Origin of the sequence: Falsibacillus pallidus (genome assembly GCF_003350505.1) — a bacterium.
GTDB lineage: Bacteria > Bacillota > Bacilli > Bacillales > DSM-25281 > Falsibacillus > Falsibacillus pallidus.
Map to the genome: position 1 here is coordinate 1 of NZ_QQAY01000020.1, position 14,356 is coordinate 14,356.

Annotated in this window: 15 protein-coding genes, 2 tRNA genes, 1 rRNA gene and 1 riboswitch; of the genes, 14 read left to right on the forward strand and 4 right to left on the reverse strand. The window is 44.6% G+C overall.

Going from position 1 to position 14,356, the window contains the following annotated elements; translation table 11 throughout:
• The 3 genes from rrf to DFR59_RS17990 all read left to right on the forward strand — a co-directional run.
• Positions 1-94, forward strand: a 5S ribosomal RNA gene (rrf, locus tag DFR59_RS17980); the annotation flags it as partial.
• A gap of 82 nt (positions 95-176) precedes the next feature.
• Positions 177-250, forward strand: a tRNA-Met gene (locus DFR59_RS17985).
• 74 nt (positions 251-324) lie between these two features.
• Positions 325-401: transfer RNA gene (locus DFR59_RS17990), tRNA-Asp, on the forward strand.
• Between the two features lie 129 nt (positions 402-530).
• On the opposite strand, the gene DFR59_RS17995 is transcribed toward DFR59_RS17990, so the two are convergent.
• A complete protein-coding gene (locus DFR59_RS17995) occupies positions 531-1,742 on the reverse strand; it encodes a hypothetical protein (protein WP_114747056.1) in 1,212 nt (403 codons plus the stop codon).
• A 225-nt stretch (positions 1,743-1,967) separates the two neighbouring features.
• Here DFR59_RS17995 and tsaE point away from each other — a divergent pair, with 225 nt between their 5' ends.
• The 7 genes from tsaE to DFR59_RS18030 all read left to right on the forward strand — a co-directional run bounded on the left by tsaE (position 1,968) and on the right by DFR59_RS18030 (position 8,705).
• A complete protein-coding gene (gene tsaE / locus DFR59_RS18000; protein WP_114747057.1) occupies positions 1,968-2,423 on the forward strand; it encodes a tRNA (adenosine(37)-N6)-threonylcarbamoyltransferase complex ATPase subunit type 1 TsaE in 456 nt (151 codons plus the stop codon).
• Positions 2,420-3,118, forward strand: coding sequence for a tRNA (adenosine(37)-N6)-threonylcarbamoyltransferase complex dimerization subunit type 1 TsaB (gene tsaB, locus DFR59_RS18005; protein ID WP_114747058.1), 699 nt, complete (start codon positions 2,420-2,422; stop codon positions 3,116-3,118). The genes tsaE and tsaB overlap by 4 nt, the downstream gene beginning before the upstream one ends.
• A gap of 5 nt (positions 3,119-3,123) precedes the next feature.
• A complete protein-coding gene (rimI, locus tag DFR59_RS18010; RefSeq protein WP_211318573.1) occupies positions 3,124-3,588 on the forward strand; it encodes a ribosomal protein S18-alanine N-acetyltransferase in 465 nt (154 codons plus the stop codon).
• Complete coding sequence (tsaD, locus tag DFR59_RS18015; protein WP_114747059.1) at positions 3,581-4,600, forward strand: tRNA (adenosine(37)-N6)-threonylcarbamoyltransferase complex transferase subunit TsaD; 1,020 nt, start codon at positions 3,581-3,583, stop codon at positions 4,598-4,600. The genes rimI and tsaD overlap by 8 nt, the downstream gene beginning before the upstream one ends.
• Before the next feature lie 536 nt (positions 4,601-5,136).
• Positions 5,137-5,250: riboswitch (SAM riboswitch) on the forward strand.
• A gap of 84 nt (positions 5,251-5,334) precedes the next feature.
• Complete coding sequence (locus tag DFR59_RS18020; protein WP_114747060.1) at positions 5,335-6,642, forward strand: homocysteine synthase; 1,308 nt, start codon at positions 5,335-5,337, stop codon at positions 6,640-6,642.
• Positions 6,632-7,705, forward strand: a complete 1,074-nt coding sequence (gene metX, locus DFR59_RS18025) for a homoserine O-acetyltransferase MetX (RefSeq protein ID WP_245948528.1) — start codon at positions 6,632-6,634, stop codon at positions 7,703-7,705. The genes DFR59_RS18020 and metX overlap by 11 nt, the downstream gene beginning before the upstream one ends.
• On the forward strand, positions 7,695-8,705 hold the full coding sequence (locus DFR59_RS18030; protein ID WP_114747062.1) for a homoserine dehydrogenase: 1,011 nt from the start codon (positions 7,695-7,697) through the stop codon (positions 8,703-8,705). Before metX ends, DFR59_RS18030 begins: the two co-directional genes overlap by 11 nt.
• A gap of 257 nt (positions 8,706-8,962) precedes the next feature.
• Here DFR59_RS18030 and DFR59_RS18035 read toward each other — a convergent pair whose 3' ends face one another.
• Entirely contained in the window at positions 8,963-10,906 is a 1,944-nt protein-coding gene (locus DFR59_RS18035) for an ABC-F family ATP-binding cassette domain-containing protein (RefSeq protein WP_114747063.1), read from the reverse strand.
• A gap of 160 nt (positions 10,907-11,066) precedes the next feature.
• On the opposite strand from DFR59_RS18035, the gene moaC reads away from it, so the two are divergent.
• Genes moaC through tatC form a run of 4 tightly spaced genes read left to right on the forward strand, consistent with a single transcriptional unit; the run spans position 11,067 to position 13,270 of the window.
• Positions 11,067-11,561, forward strand: a complete 495-nt coding sequence (gene moaC / locus DFR59_RS18040) for a cyclic pyranopterin monophosphate synthase MoaC (RefSeq protein ID WP_114747064.1) — start codon at positions 11,067-11,069, stop codon at positions 11,559-11,561.
• Positions 11,562-11,588: 27 nt separating this feature from the next.
• A complete protein-coding gene (locus tag DFR59_RS18045; RefSeq protein WP_114747065.1) occupies positions 11,589-12,266 on the forward strand; it encodes a redox-sensing transcriptional repressor Rex in 678 nt (225 codons plus the stop codon).
• Positions 12,267-12,316: 50 nt separating this feature from the next.
• The gene (locus DFR59_RS18050) at positions 12,317-12,493 is read left to right on the forward strand and encodes a twin-arginine translocase TatA/TatE family subunit (RefSeq protein ID WP_114747066.1); all 177 of its coding nucleotides are present in this window, start codon (positions 12,317-12,319) and stop codon (positions 12,491-12,493) included.
• A 15-nt stretch (positions 12,494-12,508) separates the two neighbouring features.
• Positions 12,509-13,270 (forward strand): twin-arginine translocase subunit TatC, encoded by a 762-nt coding sequence (tatC, locus tag DFR59_RS18055; RefSeq protein WP_114747067.1) that lies wholly within the window; start codon positions 12,509-12,511, stop codon positions 13,268-13,270.
• Positions 13,271-13,296: 26 nt separating this feature from the next.
• Here the strand turns inward: tatC and DFR59_RS18060 are convergent, their stop codons facing one another.
• Positions 13,297-13,509 carry a YdiK family protein gene (locus DFR59_RS18060; RefSeq protein ID WP_114747068.1) on the reverse strand — a complete coding sequence of 71 codons (213 nt, stop codon included), beginning with the start codon at positions 13,507-13,509 and terminating at the stop codon, positions 13,297-13,299.
• Positions 13,506-14,249 (reverse strand): CPBP family intramembrane glutamic endopeptidase, encoded by a 744-nt coding sequence (locus DFR59_RS18065; protein ID WP_114747069.1) that lies wholly within the window; start codon positions 14,247-14,249, stop codon positions 13,506-13,508. The genes DFR59_RS18060 and DFR59_RS18065 overlap by 4 nt, the downstream gene beginning before the upstream one ends.
• Positions 14,250-14,356: the final 107 nt, after the last annotated feature.

Below are 14,356 nucleotides of genomic sequence, written 5' to 3' on the forward strand. Positions count from 1 at the left end.
CCACACCCGTTCCCATACCGAACACGGAAGTTAAGCTCTTCAGCGCCAATGGTAGTTGGGGGTTTCCCCCTGCAAGAGTAGGACGTCGCCGGGCATTACTTTTTATCATATTTTTGCTAACTGAACATATGATTTAAAGAGTAACTTATTATCGTCAAGATTTATTTTCTTATCGTCGCGGGGTGGAGCAGTCTGGTAGCTCGTCGGGCTCATAACCCGAAGGTCGCAGGTTCAAATCCTGTCCCCGCAATTTGCTTTAAATTAATGAAAGTTATTTTGCTGGCGTAAATTAAGGATATTTATTTTGCTAAAGCAAAAAAATTCGGTCTGGTAGTTCAGTTGGTTAGAATGCCTGCCTGTCACGCAGGAGGTCGCGGGTTCGAGTCCCGTCCAGACCGCCACTTAAAAGATAACGAAACTTGATTTCGTTTTTTTTTATGTCCAAAAATTATATCGAATTGAAATATAAAAAAGCTTGGGGCTGCATGCTCCAAGCTTTTTCTATACCGAAATATATTGAAGAGTACCGCTTATTCATTTGTAAATAAATTAAAAGAATTTCCTTGCTTCATTACCCTGCCCTTTATTTCTCCAACACCTTCAATCGCAAGCGAACCAATATTTTCGACAGGTTCAGATTTTATGATTAAATTCAATTTATAAATGTCTTTAAGCCCATTTTTGCTATAGGCAATGACAGGCTGCTGCAGCAAATAATCTTCATTATTGATTCTTATCTTTAAGAAGTTGTTATGCAGCATCCGTTCCCCTAAAGTGATAATATTCATGGGATCAAAAGATCGGGCTGTGATTTCACCGAAAATGTTCAGCCGCACTCCCTTTTGTTCTTGAAATTTCTTGAATTCATTTTCCCTCTTTTCAAGAGCAAAATGAATGACGTCGTCTGGATCTAAGGAGATTTCTGCACCTTCACTGGGTGTATCTGAGTATTCTTCATCTGAGAGCAGTTTGAATATGTCGTATAAGGTACCCTTTCCACTTAAGAATTGGTCTTTCCAATCCGGGGAAAACTCATCCAGCAGTAAGCACATAAATAAGCCTGAACTATAGCAGCTTCTCCTTAAATTAGAAGTGGACTCATATATGTCTAATAAGGATTGGCCATATTTTTTCAGCACGGAACTGTATGATTTTGAACTTTTCTCTGAATAAGCCTTTAATTCTACATACCAGGCAGGTCCTTCTACTGTTTCAATTAAGGTTTCATATTCTAGATACTCATTTATTTTTGAGGCTCTTAGTTCCCTGAGTGCAATAAAAGAATTTAGATACTGTTTCTTTTTAACCTTGTCCTCTTCTATCAATGCGTTAAAGAGATTTATTCGTTCCCGATTCCTTAACTCGATATTTTCTTTTAATAAAGGATACGTGATGCCTTTCATTTCATCTGGAAACCTGTTTTCTCCTTTTAGATACTGGAATCCGTGAAATAACTCGTGAATGAGGATGGAATATATATCTTCATAACCTTCCACCAAGGATAGATCGACGATTGCTGTGGGATATTCTTCATACAGGATGAGTGTGCATCCGTTAAATTGTTCATTCCGTTTTATTACATGGTAATCTCTTTGATGATCCGTTTTGAATTTTGGATGATTGAATAAATAGACTTGGCTATGATCATATACCGCAAATGCAACCAGCTCAAAACCTGGCCAATACCTTTCTTTATTTGCCGCAGCAATGTCTTGGTAAAGTTGATTCTGAAAGTCTGACATCTGTTTTTAACCCCACCCCATAGTAGATTATTATATGTAATTCCATATTTGTAGATATATTTCCTCTTTGGCTGATTCATGACTTTGCCGGTGATTGGGCAGGATGCTTTTGCACTTCTCTTTAAAAAGTTGTAAACTACTGTTAGGTTAGTGTCCTTAGGATGGTTGATTCCTAGGGTTTTTCTTTTTTACTGATTTTGTTTGATATGAATTGAGGAGTTCATCATGAAGAAGTTTGAAATGAATTTATATAATACGGAAGAGACGCAAGGTTTTGCTGAGAATTTGGGCGCAAAGCTATGGGCGGGTGCCGTTCTTCTTTTGGAAGGAGACCTTGGAGCTGGAAAAACGACCTTCACCAAAGGTTTGGCAAAGGGTCTTGGCGTCAAAAGGACGGTCAATAGCCCCACTTTCACAATCATTAAAGAGTATCAGGGGAATCTGCCTTTATATCATATGGATGTATATCGGGTAAGCGATTCCGATGAAGACCTTGGCTTTGATGAATATTTTGAAGGTGAAGGTGTGACTGTAGTCGAGTGGGCACATTTAATCGATAGCCAGCTCCCATCTGAACGGCTGGAGATTTCTATTTTCCACCGGGGAGATAATGAACGCCGAATTGAAGTGGTTCCTGCTGGCGAACAGTATGAGCGTTTGTGCGAGGAGATTTTTAAATGAAAGTATTAGCGATCGATACATCTAATTACACATTAGGTCTTGCTTTAATGGAAGAGGACTTGGTGATTGGCGAATATATCACCACCGTGAAAAAGAACCACAGCATCCGTGTCATGCCTGCTATTGACATGCTGTTGAAGGATTGTGATGCGAAGCCTGCGGATCTTTCCAAAATTGTGGTGGCACTTGGACCAGGCTCATATACAGGTGTCAGAATCGGAATGACCATTGCGAAAACATTGGCATGGAGCTTGGATATTCCGATTTCAGGTGTCTCCAGTCTTGCATTCCTGGCAGCGTCCGGCAGGAATTTCGATGGCTTGATATGTCCTTTGTTCGATGCAAGGAGAGGGCAAGTATACACTGGGTTGTATGAGTTCCGAAATGGTGAATTGGAAGAAATACAAGAAGACTGCAATGTCATGCTGGTGGATTGGGTGCAATCCTTAAAGGAAATGGACAAGCCTGTTCTGTTTGTGGGGAATGATGTGCCGCTTCATCGGGAGAAAATCACAGAAATTCTTGGCGGCATGGCGCATTTTGCCGGCGTGACTCAGAACAATCCGCGTCCTTCTGAATTAGCTTTGTTGGGGATGAATGCTGAACCTGCAAATGTGCATACGATTGTTCCTAACTACGTTCGACTTGCGGAAGCAGAAGCAAAATGGCTGGAAGCACAAAAAGCAAAGGAATAAGGGATATGGAAAATATTAAAGACAGTGTTCTTTATCGTTTCATGGCGGTGGATGATCTTGAGGATGTTATGAAGGTGGAGCATGAATCGTTCACCATCCCATGGAGCAGGGAAGCATTTTATAATGAAATCGAAAATAATCAATTTGCATTTTATCTTGTAGCAGAGTTGGATGGCAGGATTGCGGGCTACTGCGGCGTTTGGCTCGTTTTGGATGAAGCTCATATCACCAATGTTGCCGTACTTCCTAATTTCCGCGGGAAAGGGATAGGCCTGACTCTAATGGAGAAAATGCTGAAGCTGGCGCAGGAACATGGCGCCAAAACGGCAACTCTGGAAGTCAGGGTGAGCAATCTGCCTGCACAGTCCATGTATCGAAAACTTGGATTCCAGGAAGGCGGGATCCGAAAGAGATACTATACGGATAATCAAGAGGATGCATTAATTATGTGGGTGACTATTAATGAATAAAGATACGATTGTACTTGGAATAGAAACAAGCTGCGATGAAACAGCCGCGGCCGTCATTAAGAATGGTACGGAAATCTTATCAAATGTTGTGGCTTCCCAAATCGAAAGCCATAAACGATTTGGCGGAGTGGTGCCGGAGATTGCATCACGCCACCACGTTGAGCAAATAACGATCGTGATTGAAGAAGCTTTGAAAGAAGCATCCGTCGGCTTCTCCGATATCGATGCGATTGCCGTAACAGAGGGACCGGGTCTTGTAGGGGCGCTGCTGGTCGGCGTCAATGCTGCAAAAGCACTTGCATTTGCGCATGGCATCCCATTGGTTGGGGTTCATCATATCGCGGGGCATATCTATGCGAACCGTCTGATTGCGGATATGAAATTCCCGCTGATTTCGCTAGTGGTCTCTGGCGGGCATACAGAACTAGTGTACATGAAGGAGCACGGCTCTTTTGAAGTAATCGGGGAGACGCGTGATGATGCAGCTGGTGAAGCCTACGATAAAGTGGCGCGGACATTGAACCTTCCATATCCGGGCGGCCCTCATATTGATCGTCTTGCACAAGAAGGACAGCCGACATTGAAGCTGCCCCGTGCATGGCTGGAGGAAGGATCCTATGACTTCAGCTTCAGCGGACTTAAATCAGCGGTTATCAATACCCTTCATAATGCGGAGCAGCGAGGCGAAACCATTGAGCCTCAGGATCTGGCTGCAAGCTTTCAGGAAAGCGTCATTGATGTCCTAGTGACGAAGACGCTCAAGGCTGTGGAGGAATACAAAGTCAATCAAGTCCTTCTTGCGGGCGGGGTAGCAGCCAATAAGGGATTAAGGAGCGCCCTTGAATCTGCTTTCGCGGAAATTAAGGACGTTGAGTTAATCATTCCGCCGCTCGCTTTATGTACGGATAATGCGGCGATGATCGCTGCCGCTGGTACGGTGCTGTTCGAAAAAGGCAACCGGGGCAATTATGCGATGAATGCCCATCCAGGACTGGATATCGAATCGATGTAGAAAATTTGATCCTCTTCCTTTTTTGGGAGGGGATTTTTTTAATTTTGATTAGAAAATTTCATATTTGAGGCATCCAAAATCCAATTAAGGTCTTCAGAGGGAGAAAAAAGTGCTGATTATACGGTTGGCTGGTCCTCCTCACAAGCCCTATGCGCGAAAAAAGCCCGTCTATGCGCCGCCGCTCGTCTTCTATGCGCCAAAAATCCCCGGCTATGCGCGGGACAGCAAAGGCTATGCGCGAAAATCACCATCCTATGCGCCAGTGCCAAGATTTTCGGTCAAAGCCTAACCCCGGCACCTACATAATAAAAAATCATCAACATTATTCGTCACGAACCGACAAAAGTCGGGGCGTGACAGGCACCTTCACCCCAGGCACCCGCACCTCCCCCTTTATTAAAATTAAATGTCATAATCACCATCCAAAGAAAATAGGATAGAATGGTAAAAGGATTTTTTAGAAATTTCAAAATAAACAATTGACATTCTTCTTTTTCCTTGTTAAGGTGTGTATTAACTTAATTGAATAGTTTTATCTCTTATCCAGAGAGGTGGAGGGGCTGGCCCTATGATACCTCAGCAACCATCAGATCGTCCTTGATCTGAAAAGGTGCTAATTCCTGCAGGATTGATTTCCTGAAAGATAAGAGGAGGAAGCTTTGTATACTCGCAGCCCTCTTCTTATTTGAAGAGGGCTTTTTGTTTTATCTAAAATTTTGAGGAGGTTTTACGAAATGACGGATGTAAAAAAAGAATTTGGATTGGAAACACTGCTGCTTCACGGTGGCCAGGAACCGGATGCTGTGACGGGATCGAGGGCAGTACCGATTTATCAAACGAGTTCCTATGTCTTTGAAAGTACCGAACATGCACAGAAGTTATTTTCTCTTCAAGAGTCAGGAAATATCTATACCCGGATCATGAATCCAACGACAGATGTGCTGGAAAAGAGGATTGCTTTGCTTGAAGGAGGGATAGGCGCATTGGCGGTCTCTTCCGGAATGGCGGCTATTACGTTTGCCATCCTCAATATTGCCGGTGCCGGCGATGAGATTGTGGCAGCGACAAACCTATATGGAGGAACGTATAACTTATTCGCCGTCACCCTTCCAAGGTACGGCATCAAGGTGAAATTCGTGGATTCAACGGATCCGGAAAATTTCCGCAGTGCCATTACAGAAAAGACGAAAGCAGTGTTTGCGGAAATCATCGGCAATCCAAGCCTGAATGTCCTAGATGTGGAACGGGTGGCCGAAATCGCACATGAAGCATCCATCCCATTGATTGTCGATAATACGTTTGCCACACCATATGTCTGCCAGCCGATTAAGTGGGGAGCAGATATCGTGGTCCATTCCGCAACAAAGTGGATTGGCGGACACGGCAACTCAATCGGAGGAGTCATTGTCGACGGCGGAAAATTTGACTGGAACCATCCGAAGTTCCCGGATTTCATTGAGCCGGATAAGAGCTACCACGGCATCCGCTACGCACAGGATGTAGGCCCGGCTGCTTATATCACAAAGGCAAGGGTTCAGCTCTTAAGGGATTTCGGTGCTTGTTTAAGTCCATTCAATTCATTCTTGCTCCTGCAGGGACTTGAAACCCTTCATTTAAGGATCAAGGAGCATAACAGGAATGCAGAAAAAATCGCCCAATACTTGGAGGAGCATGACGCCGTGGCATGGGTTTCGCATCCAAGCCTTGAGACGCACCAATCCCATGATCTTGCAAAAAAATATTTGAAAGACGGCTATGGTGCCATCGTGAATTTTGGCATCAAAGGCGGAAGGGACGCGGGCAGGACATTCATTGATAACGTTCAGCTCTGGTCCCATTTAGCGAACGTCGGGGATGCAAAGTCACTGGTCATCCATCCAGCTTCAACGACCCACCTTCAATTGGATGCCGAGGAACTGAAATCAACGGGTGTGACAGAAGATTTAATTCGCTTGTCCGTCGGGATAGAGACGGTTGAGGATTTGATTGCGGACTTGAATCAGGCATTACTGATTGGGTCAGGGAAAGCCAGTGCCGTATAAAGCAGAAACCGGGATTGTCACACTCGATTCTATCAAACTGGAATCAGGATCCATCCTCCATCAGGTGGAGGTTGCGTTTGAATGGGCAGGAAATAGTGAGAAGCCAGCCATATTGATTTGCCATGCCTTAACAGGGAATCACCGCGCAGTCGGGAGTGAAGAAGAGCCTGGCTGGTGGGCTGGGTTGATCGGCCAGGGAGGTTTCATCGATACAAGGGATTGGCAGATAATCACGATGAATGTACTTGGCGGCTGCGACGGAACAACCGGTCCGGCAAGTGAGCGGCCCGGGGTGGGAACGCTGTACCAGACTGATTTTCCCCTGATTACAATAAGAGATATGGTCACAGTGCAGTATGAAGCACTGAAAAAGTTGGGCATCCGCCATCTTCACGCTGTCATAGGAGGTTCACTAGGTGGAATGCAGACCTTGGAGTTCGGCATCATGCATCCTGATTTTATGAATCTCATAATCCCGCTGGCGGTAACACCAGCCCTATCAGACTATGGGATCGCGTTTAACGCAATTGGCAGGAAAGCCATCTATGACGACCCCCTCTGGAAGAATGGAAAATATGACGTGACTGCCCCACCTCTGAACGGATTGATCACAGCAAGAATGATCGGGATGGTGACCTATCGTTCCAGGGATGCCTTTAATGAACGGTCCAAGAGAAGGCGAATCCAAGAAGAAAGCGGGATTGGCAACCTGGAATATGACGTGGAAAGCTACCTGCATTACCAGGGAGAGAAATTGACGAGACGATTTGATGCAAACAGCTATATTTATTTACTGAAAGCCATGGACTCCCATGATATCGGGAGGAAGCGGGGCGGGATTGAAAACGCCTTGAGTAAGATTAAAGCAGAAACGTTGCTCATTGCTTTTCAGGACGATCTTTTGTATCCACCGGAGGTCATGAAAGATGCTGCCGAACGGCTCCAAGGGATGGGCACTCCCGCTGATTTTATAGAGATTGAAACAAAATACGGTCATGATGGGTTCCTCGTTGAATTCGAGAAATGGGGACCTATCATAAAGGAGAGATTGGATGCCGATTAATGTGGTACTGCTCGGTTTTGGGACTGTTGGAGAAAGTGTCTACCGCACCATTGCTTCCCATCAGGATGGTTTAAGAAACATATTGGGAACGGATATAGTGGTGAAGGGGGTCCTTGTGAAGGATGCCCGCAAATCTCGGAATATAGCGAGTGATGTTCTTGTCACGACAGATTTTAAGAAATTGCTGGAGCTTCCGAACATCCACGCTGCCATTGAAGCAATTGTTGGAGTGGAACCTGCATTTACGTATGGGAAGCAATTCTTAAATGCCGGCATTCCGGTCATAACGGCCAATAAAGAAATGGCTGCTCATAAAGGAGGAAAACTGCGGAAGGAAGCAGAAGCGAATGGAACAGAATTTCATTTTGAAGCAGCAGTTGCAGGCGGCATCCCTATCATTGCCGTCCTTAAGCAATTATTGCATGCCAACCGCATTTCAAAAATCGAAGGGATTTTGAATGGAACCTCTAATTTTATCTTATCCACCATGCGGGAAGAGGGCATTTCCTTTGCTGAAGCGCTTGAGAGGGCACAGCGAAATGGCTACGCTGAAGCGGATCCATCAAATGATATCCTTGGGAAAGACTCCTTTTACAAATTGATGATCCTTAGTGAGCTCGTATTTGGAAAACAGCCAGAGTGGGATGAGGTAGACTGCACAGGAATCAACGAGCTTGTGCTAAACGATCTCGAGGAGGCAGGAGCAGGTGGAAAACGAATTAAATTGGTTGCTTCCATTGGAAAAGATGAAAACGGAAATCTCACAGCAGCTGTTGAACCTCACTCATTAGATGAAAATCACCCTTTATATCATGTAGAAGGTGTGGATAATGGAATTGTTGTTCATACTGACCTGTTGGGAAGGCTGTTTCTTCAAGGGCCGGGAGCAGGTGGACCTCCAACTGCCAGCGCCATACTGGAAGATTTGACGCAGCATTTTCGAAGTAAGCCATATCAAAAACCGTTCGTGGAGACATCCAAGGTCAGGGCAATCCGTTAAAACAGAACAAATGTTTTGTGCACATGTTGTGCATAAGTTGTAGATAAATGTCGTTTTGATGTGTAAAACTATCAACAATACCCTGTGGATAACCACTCATTTCTGTGGATTACACGAAGGTGTCTTGTGGACAGTGTGGAAAAACTCTGTGAATAACGTTAAAACCAACGTTTCTCTGTGTACAATTTTGTTGATAATTGTAGAATAACCTGTGAAAAAAAGATGATGGCACGACACTCGCCATCATCTTTTATATTCTACGCTTGCAATAATTCTTCAAGTTCAGCCCATTCTTCCATCAACGATTCGATTTCTGCTTTGGAAGATTGGATGATTTCGTTGTATTCCATTACTTTTTCGTGGTCCTGAAAGACTTCGGGATCGCAAAGGAGCTCTTCTTTTTCCGCCACAATGGCCTCAAGCTCTTCCATCTTTTCTTCAATTTCTTCAATTCTTCTTTTACGCTGACGCTCCAGCTTTTTGGCTTCTTTATCTTTTAAGAAGCTTTGTTTATCAGTGGAGGATTCCTGTGCAGTGGAAGCTGCTGAAGGGGACTGATTGTTCTCCCATTCTGCCAGCTCGATCATTTCGTTCTTTTTCTCAATGAAATAATCGTAGTCTCCGAGGTATTCCTGTGCACCGTCTTCGGAAAGCTCCACAACCTTTGTGGCAATCCGGTTGATAAAATAGCGGTCATGGGAAACAAATAAAATAGTACCCGGATAGTCAATCAAAGAGTTCTCCAATACTTCCTTGCTGTCGAGATCCAAGTGGTTCGTCGGCTCATCAAGGATCAAGAAATTGCAGCGCTGCATCATGAGCTTTGAAAGGGCGAGACGGGCTTTTTCACCGCCGCTCAGTGCATGGACAGGCTTTAAGACGTCATCTCCGGAAAAGAGGAAATTGCCGAGCACCGTTCGAATTTCCTTCTCCGTTTTCATCGGATATTCATCCCATAGTTCGCTGAGCACCGTTTTATTGGAAGAAAGCTCTGCCTGTTCCTGGTCGTAGTAGCCAAGGGAAACGTTGGTGCCAAGATGGATATTTCCTCTGAGAAGGGGAAGCCTTTCAACAATCGTTTTTAATAGGGTGGATTTGCCGATTCCATTTGGTCCGACAAGGGCAATGCTTTCGCCTTTTGTGATGCGGACATTGATGCCATTCGATACGGCCTGTCCATTGTATCCAACAGAACCATCCGTGACTTGTAGCACTTCATTGCCGCTCTGCCTCTCAATGTCAAAATGGAAGCTCGCGGATTTTTCATCGCCAAGCGGCTTATCCATCAATTCCATCCGATCTAATTGCTTCCGCCTGCTTTGCGCCCGCTTTGTTGTCGAAGCACGTGCGAGATTCTTTTGGATGAAATCCTGAAGCTTTGCGACTTCTTCCTGCTGTTTCTCATACTGCTTCATGTTCCGTTCGTACTCGTCAGCCTTTTGATCCAGGTAGGAACTATAGTTGCCTTTATATTTGCTGATTTTCTTTCTGGAGACTTCATACACTTGATTCACGACTTTATCCAGGAAGTAGCGGTCATGGGAAACGATCAGGACGGCACCCGGATAGCCTTGAAGGTATTGCTCCAGCCAGGACAGCGTATCGATATCCAAGTGATTGGTCGGCTCATCCAGGATGAGAATATCCGGTTTCGTCAATAGCAGCTTTCCAAGTGCAAGACGGGTCTTCTGTCCTCCGCTGAGCGCGGAGATTTTCGTGTCGTAGTCAAAGGATGCGAAGTTCAGCCCATGCAGGACGGAGCGGATGTCCGCTTCGAACTGATAGCCGCCTTGATCCTTGAATTTGACTTGCAGCTGGTCATATTCCTTCAGAAGACGGCTGTATCTTTCCTCGTCTTCATAGATGGAGGGGTCTGCCATGCTTTGTTCGATTGAACGCAGTTCCTTTTCCATCTCCTGCAGATCTTTGAAGACCAAAAGCATTTCTTCCCAGATGGACAGCGACGATTCGAGTCCGGTGTTCTGTGCGAGATAGCCGATGGAGACTTCCTTTGGCTTCATGATCTCGCCTGAATCGTGGGACATATGCCCTGCGATGATTTTTAAGAGAGTCGATTTCCCTGCACCGTTTCTTCCAACGAGGGCAATGCGGTCTCTTGTTTGTACTTCGAGCTTTATATTCGATAAAATAAGTTCAGCGCCAAATAATTTTGTAAGCTGATGAACTTGCAGTAGTATCATTTTTCTTCACCTCTATGAATGCCGGGAACTCTATTATTACTAGGTTCCATTAGAACAAGTTTATCGTACTTCAGGCACTTTCGGCAATATAAGTGGATATGCAACATGCAACAGACAATAGAGGAAAAATAGTGTATCATGAACAAAGAGGTGTCAGCTTATGAAGGACTTTACTCATTTTAATGAAGAAGGCAGGGCGAGAATGGTGGATGTCAGCAATAAGCCGGATACAACGCGGACGGCTGTCGCACTTTCTTCCATCACTGTCAATCAGGATGTCTACAGACAGATACAGAACAACGAGAATAAAAAAGGCGATGTCCTCGGAGTGGCCCAGGTAGCTGGAATCATGGCTGCCAAGAAAACATGGGACATCATCCCGATGTGCCATCCCATTCCATTGAAAGGGATCGATATCTCATTTAGATGGAAAGAAGCAGGGGAAGACCATCAGCTCGAAATCACCGTTTCCGTCAAAACGAAGGGAAGCACCGGGGTGGAAATGGAAGCGTTAACAGCAGCATCCGTCACTGCACTGACGATTTACGATATGTGCAAAGCGGTCGATAAAGGCATGGTGATCGGACCTACCCAGTTGCTTGAGAAGACCGGGGGAGTTTCGAGCCCCGATTATAAGCGATTGATTGAAGAATAAGGACTTAACGTTTTAGGGGTTGAATTTATGACGCAGGAGTTAACTAAAATACCACAAGCAACAGCAAAGCGTTTGCCATTATATTATCGTTTTTTGAAAAACTTGCATTCTTCGGGGAAACAGAGGGTGTCCTCTGCTGAACTGAGCGAAGCGGTCAAAGTGGATTCCGCAACGATCCGCCGGGATTTTTCCTACTTTGGAGCGTTGGGTAAAAAGGGATATGGCTATAATGTGAATTACTTGCTCTCGTTTTTCAGCAAAACCCTTGATCAGGATGAATTGACCAAGGTTGCGCTGATCGGTGTCGGTAATTTAGGAACCGCATTTCTTCATTATAACTTTCTTAAAAATAACAATACCAAGATCGAGATGGCTTTTGATATCGATGATGAAAAAATCGGTTCTTCCATTGGGGAGGTCCCCATCTACAGTTTGAAGAATTTAGAAGAGAAGCTTGCCGATTCCGGGATTACCGTTGCGATCCTGACGGTACCGGCGCAAGTGGCTCAGAGCATCACGGATCATCTTGTCCAGGCCAATGTGAAGGGGATTTTGAATTTCACCCCGGCAAGGCTGAATGTCCCGAACTCCATCCGGGTCCATCACATTGATCTCGCGGTGGAGCTGCAGTCATTGGTTTATTTCCTGAAGCATTATCCAATGGATGAAACAGATTTGTCACAGGAAGAAAGTAAAACGGAATAGCCATTACAAATTATTTCCGTTATGATGTTAATAAAAGGGAGGTGTGCGCAATGGTAGGTGTAGGTAGTATGATTGTTATCGTATTTGTAGCATTGCTCATTTTTGGGCCGAAGAAGTTGCCTGAACTTGGAAAAGCTGCTGGAAATACATTGCGCGAATTCAAAAACGCAACAAAAGGCTTGGCTGACGACGATGAAGATGTTAAAAAAGACAGCTCAAAGCAATGATAGGATGATTTGGCAATGAACCAAAGAGATATGACGATTTTTGAACATATAGGCGAATTGAGAAAACGGCTCATCATTGTAGTCGTTTTCTTCTTCGTTGCTATCGTGGCAAGCTTCTTCATTTCCCAGCCGCTGATCCGTTTTCTGCAGCATGCGGATGAAGCAAGCCAGCTGACGATGAACGCTTTTCGCATAACAGATCCATTCAAAGTATATATGGAAATGATTTTTTTCTTAGCGGTGATCCTGACGTCTCCTGTGATCCTTTATCAATTATGGGCGTTTATCAGCCCGGGGTTGTATGAACGGGAACGTAAAGTGACACTCAGCTACATACCGTTTTCCGTCATCCTGTTCTTGGGAGGGCTGGCGTTTTCCTACTTCATCCTTTTCCCGAACATCATCAAGTTCATGATGAATTTGTCAGGGGATATGGAGATCCAGCAGGTCATCGGAATCAACGAATACTTCCAATTCCTATTCCAGATTACCGTGCCGTTCGGCTTCCTTTTCCAGCTGCCGGTTGTCATGCTGTTCCTGACAAGGCTCGGAATTGTCACGCCGATGTTCCTCGGGAAAATCAGGAAGTATGCTTACTTTGTCCTTCTCGTCATTGCGGCGATCATTACGCCTCCGGATATCGTGTCCCATATGATGGTGACGGTTCCGCTGTTGATTTTATATGAAATCAGCATCGCCATTGCGAGAATCGGATACCGCAAATCGCTTGAGGCAGAGAAGCTTCTGGAGCAGGAAGAATCAAGTGAAGAAGAATAAAAAATAGACCTCCCATTGCGGAAGGTCTATTTCTTTTTGCTGTGATTCAGTTTGCGTTTAATCCGAAAATGCAGCATGATCATCCGGATTCCGGATCCAAAATCAAGGGTTGCCAGGAACACGAGGATGAATGCAAAGAATCCCCAGCCGTGGTCGTTGACATTTTGGATGGCGAAGATCGTGAAGAACACGCCTAAAACGCAGTAGAAAAATCCTGAAAATAATGGTGACGGCCTCATGTGAAAAATCCTCCAATGAATCCTTGGATCTTATCTGCTTCGTTCATCATTCTCTCGATATCATCTTTAAAGACAGACTGGGCAACCACGACGATGGTATTCATCGTGACATGGGCCACGATCGGAACGATGATCCTCTTTGTACGGATATATAAGAAGGCAAACGTAAAGCCCATGGCCGTATATAAAATGATATGGATAGGCTCAAAATGAGCGATTCCAAATATTAAAGAACTGATGAGTGCGGATGGAAAGAACGAAAATCTTTCGTACAGACTTCCAAAGATAATTTTTCTAAAAACAATCTCTTCCAATATAGGTCCGACTACCGAACTGACGAAGATGACGATCGGAGCGGCTTCAATAATGTTAATAATCGTTTCTGTATTTTTTGAACCGATTTTGATCCCGAGCATCGCTTCTATATTAATGGCGACAGACTGGGCAATGAACGCAAGGAAGACCCCGCCTATTGCCCAAAGGATAGAAGCTCCAATGGAAAGCGGTTCAGCTTTGTCTATTTTGGTATGTCTTTCGGTTTTTCGCAATACGAACAGTACATAAAGAAGAGCAGCGGTGAAGCTAAAAACAATCCAAATGACAGTAGTCAATGACTCCATCCGGTTCTCATTTACATCAAATACCGAGGTGCCGATTTTATTGACAAGCGGATATCCGATCAGGCTGGATAGCTGCATGATTATGTAGGCAATCAGTATATAGCCATACTCTTTTTTCACAGTGCCTGACTTCCTCTCCGAATAAAGTGAAATCACTGTCCATTCTACTAGTTATCCCCTGCATGTTCAAATTTGAACCATTCATCGATTTCATTAGAATAAACCCA

What these genes read in the sequence shown, in the direction of transcription:
- tatC (WP_114747067.1), top strand. Translation starts at nt 12,509, where the DNA reads ATGAACCAAAGAGATATGACGATTTTTGAACATATAGGCGAATTGAGA.
- DFR59_RS17995 (WP_114747056.1), bottom strand. Translation starts at nt 1,742, where the DNA reads ATGTCAGACTTTCAGAATCAACTTTACCAAGACATTGCTGCGGCAAAT.
- tsaB (WP_114747058.1), top strand. Translation starts at nt 2,420, where the DNA reads ATGAAAGTATTAGCGATCGATACATCTAATTACACATTAGGTCTTGCT.
- tsaE (WP_114747057.1), top strand. Translation starts at nt 1,968, where the DNA reads ATGAAGAAGTTTGAAATGAATTTATATAATACGGAAGAGACGCAAGGT.
- rimI (WP_211318573.1), top strand. Translation starts at nt 3,124, where the DNA reads ATGGAAAATATTAAAGACAGTGTTCTTTATCGTTTCATGGCGGTGGAT.
- DFR59_RS18045 (WP_114747065.1), top strand. Translation starts at nt 11,589, where the DNA reads ATGACGCAGGAGTTAACTAAAATACCACAAGCAACAGCAAAGCGTTTG.
- DFR59_RS18060 (WP_114747068.1), bottom strand. Translation starts at nt 13,509, where the DNA reads ATGAGGCCGTCACCATTATTTTCAGGATTTTTCTACTGCGTTTTAGGC.
- DFR59_RS18050 (WP_114747066.1), top strand. Translation starts at nt 12,317, where the DNA reads ATGGTAGGTGTAGGTAGTATGATTGTTATCGTATTTGTAGCATTGCTC.
- moaC (WP_114747064.1), top strand. Translation starts at nt 11,067, where the DNA reads ATGAAGGACTTTACTCATTTTAATGAAGAAGGCAGGGCGAGAATGGTG.
- DFR59_RS18030 (WP_114747062.1), top strand. Translation starts at nt 7,695, where the DNA reads ATGCCGATTAATGTGGTACTGCTCGGTTTTGGGACTGTTGGAGAAAGT.
- DFR59_RS18035 (WP_114747063.1), bottom strand. Translation starts at nt 10,906, where the DNA reads ATGATACTACTGCAAGTTCATCAGCTTACAAAATTATTTGGCGCTGAA.
- DFR59_RS18020 (WP_114747060.1), top strand. Translation starts at nt 5,335, where the DNA reads ATGACGGATGTAAAAAAAGAATTTGGATTGGAAACACTGCTGCTTCAC.
- tsaD (WP_114747059.1), top strand. Translation starts at nt 3,581, where the DNA reads ATGAATAAAGATACGATTGTACTTGGAATAGAAACAAGCTGCGATGAA.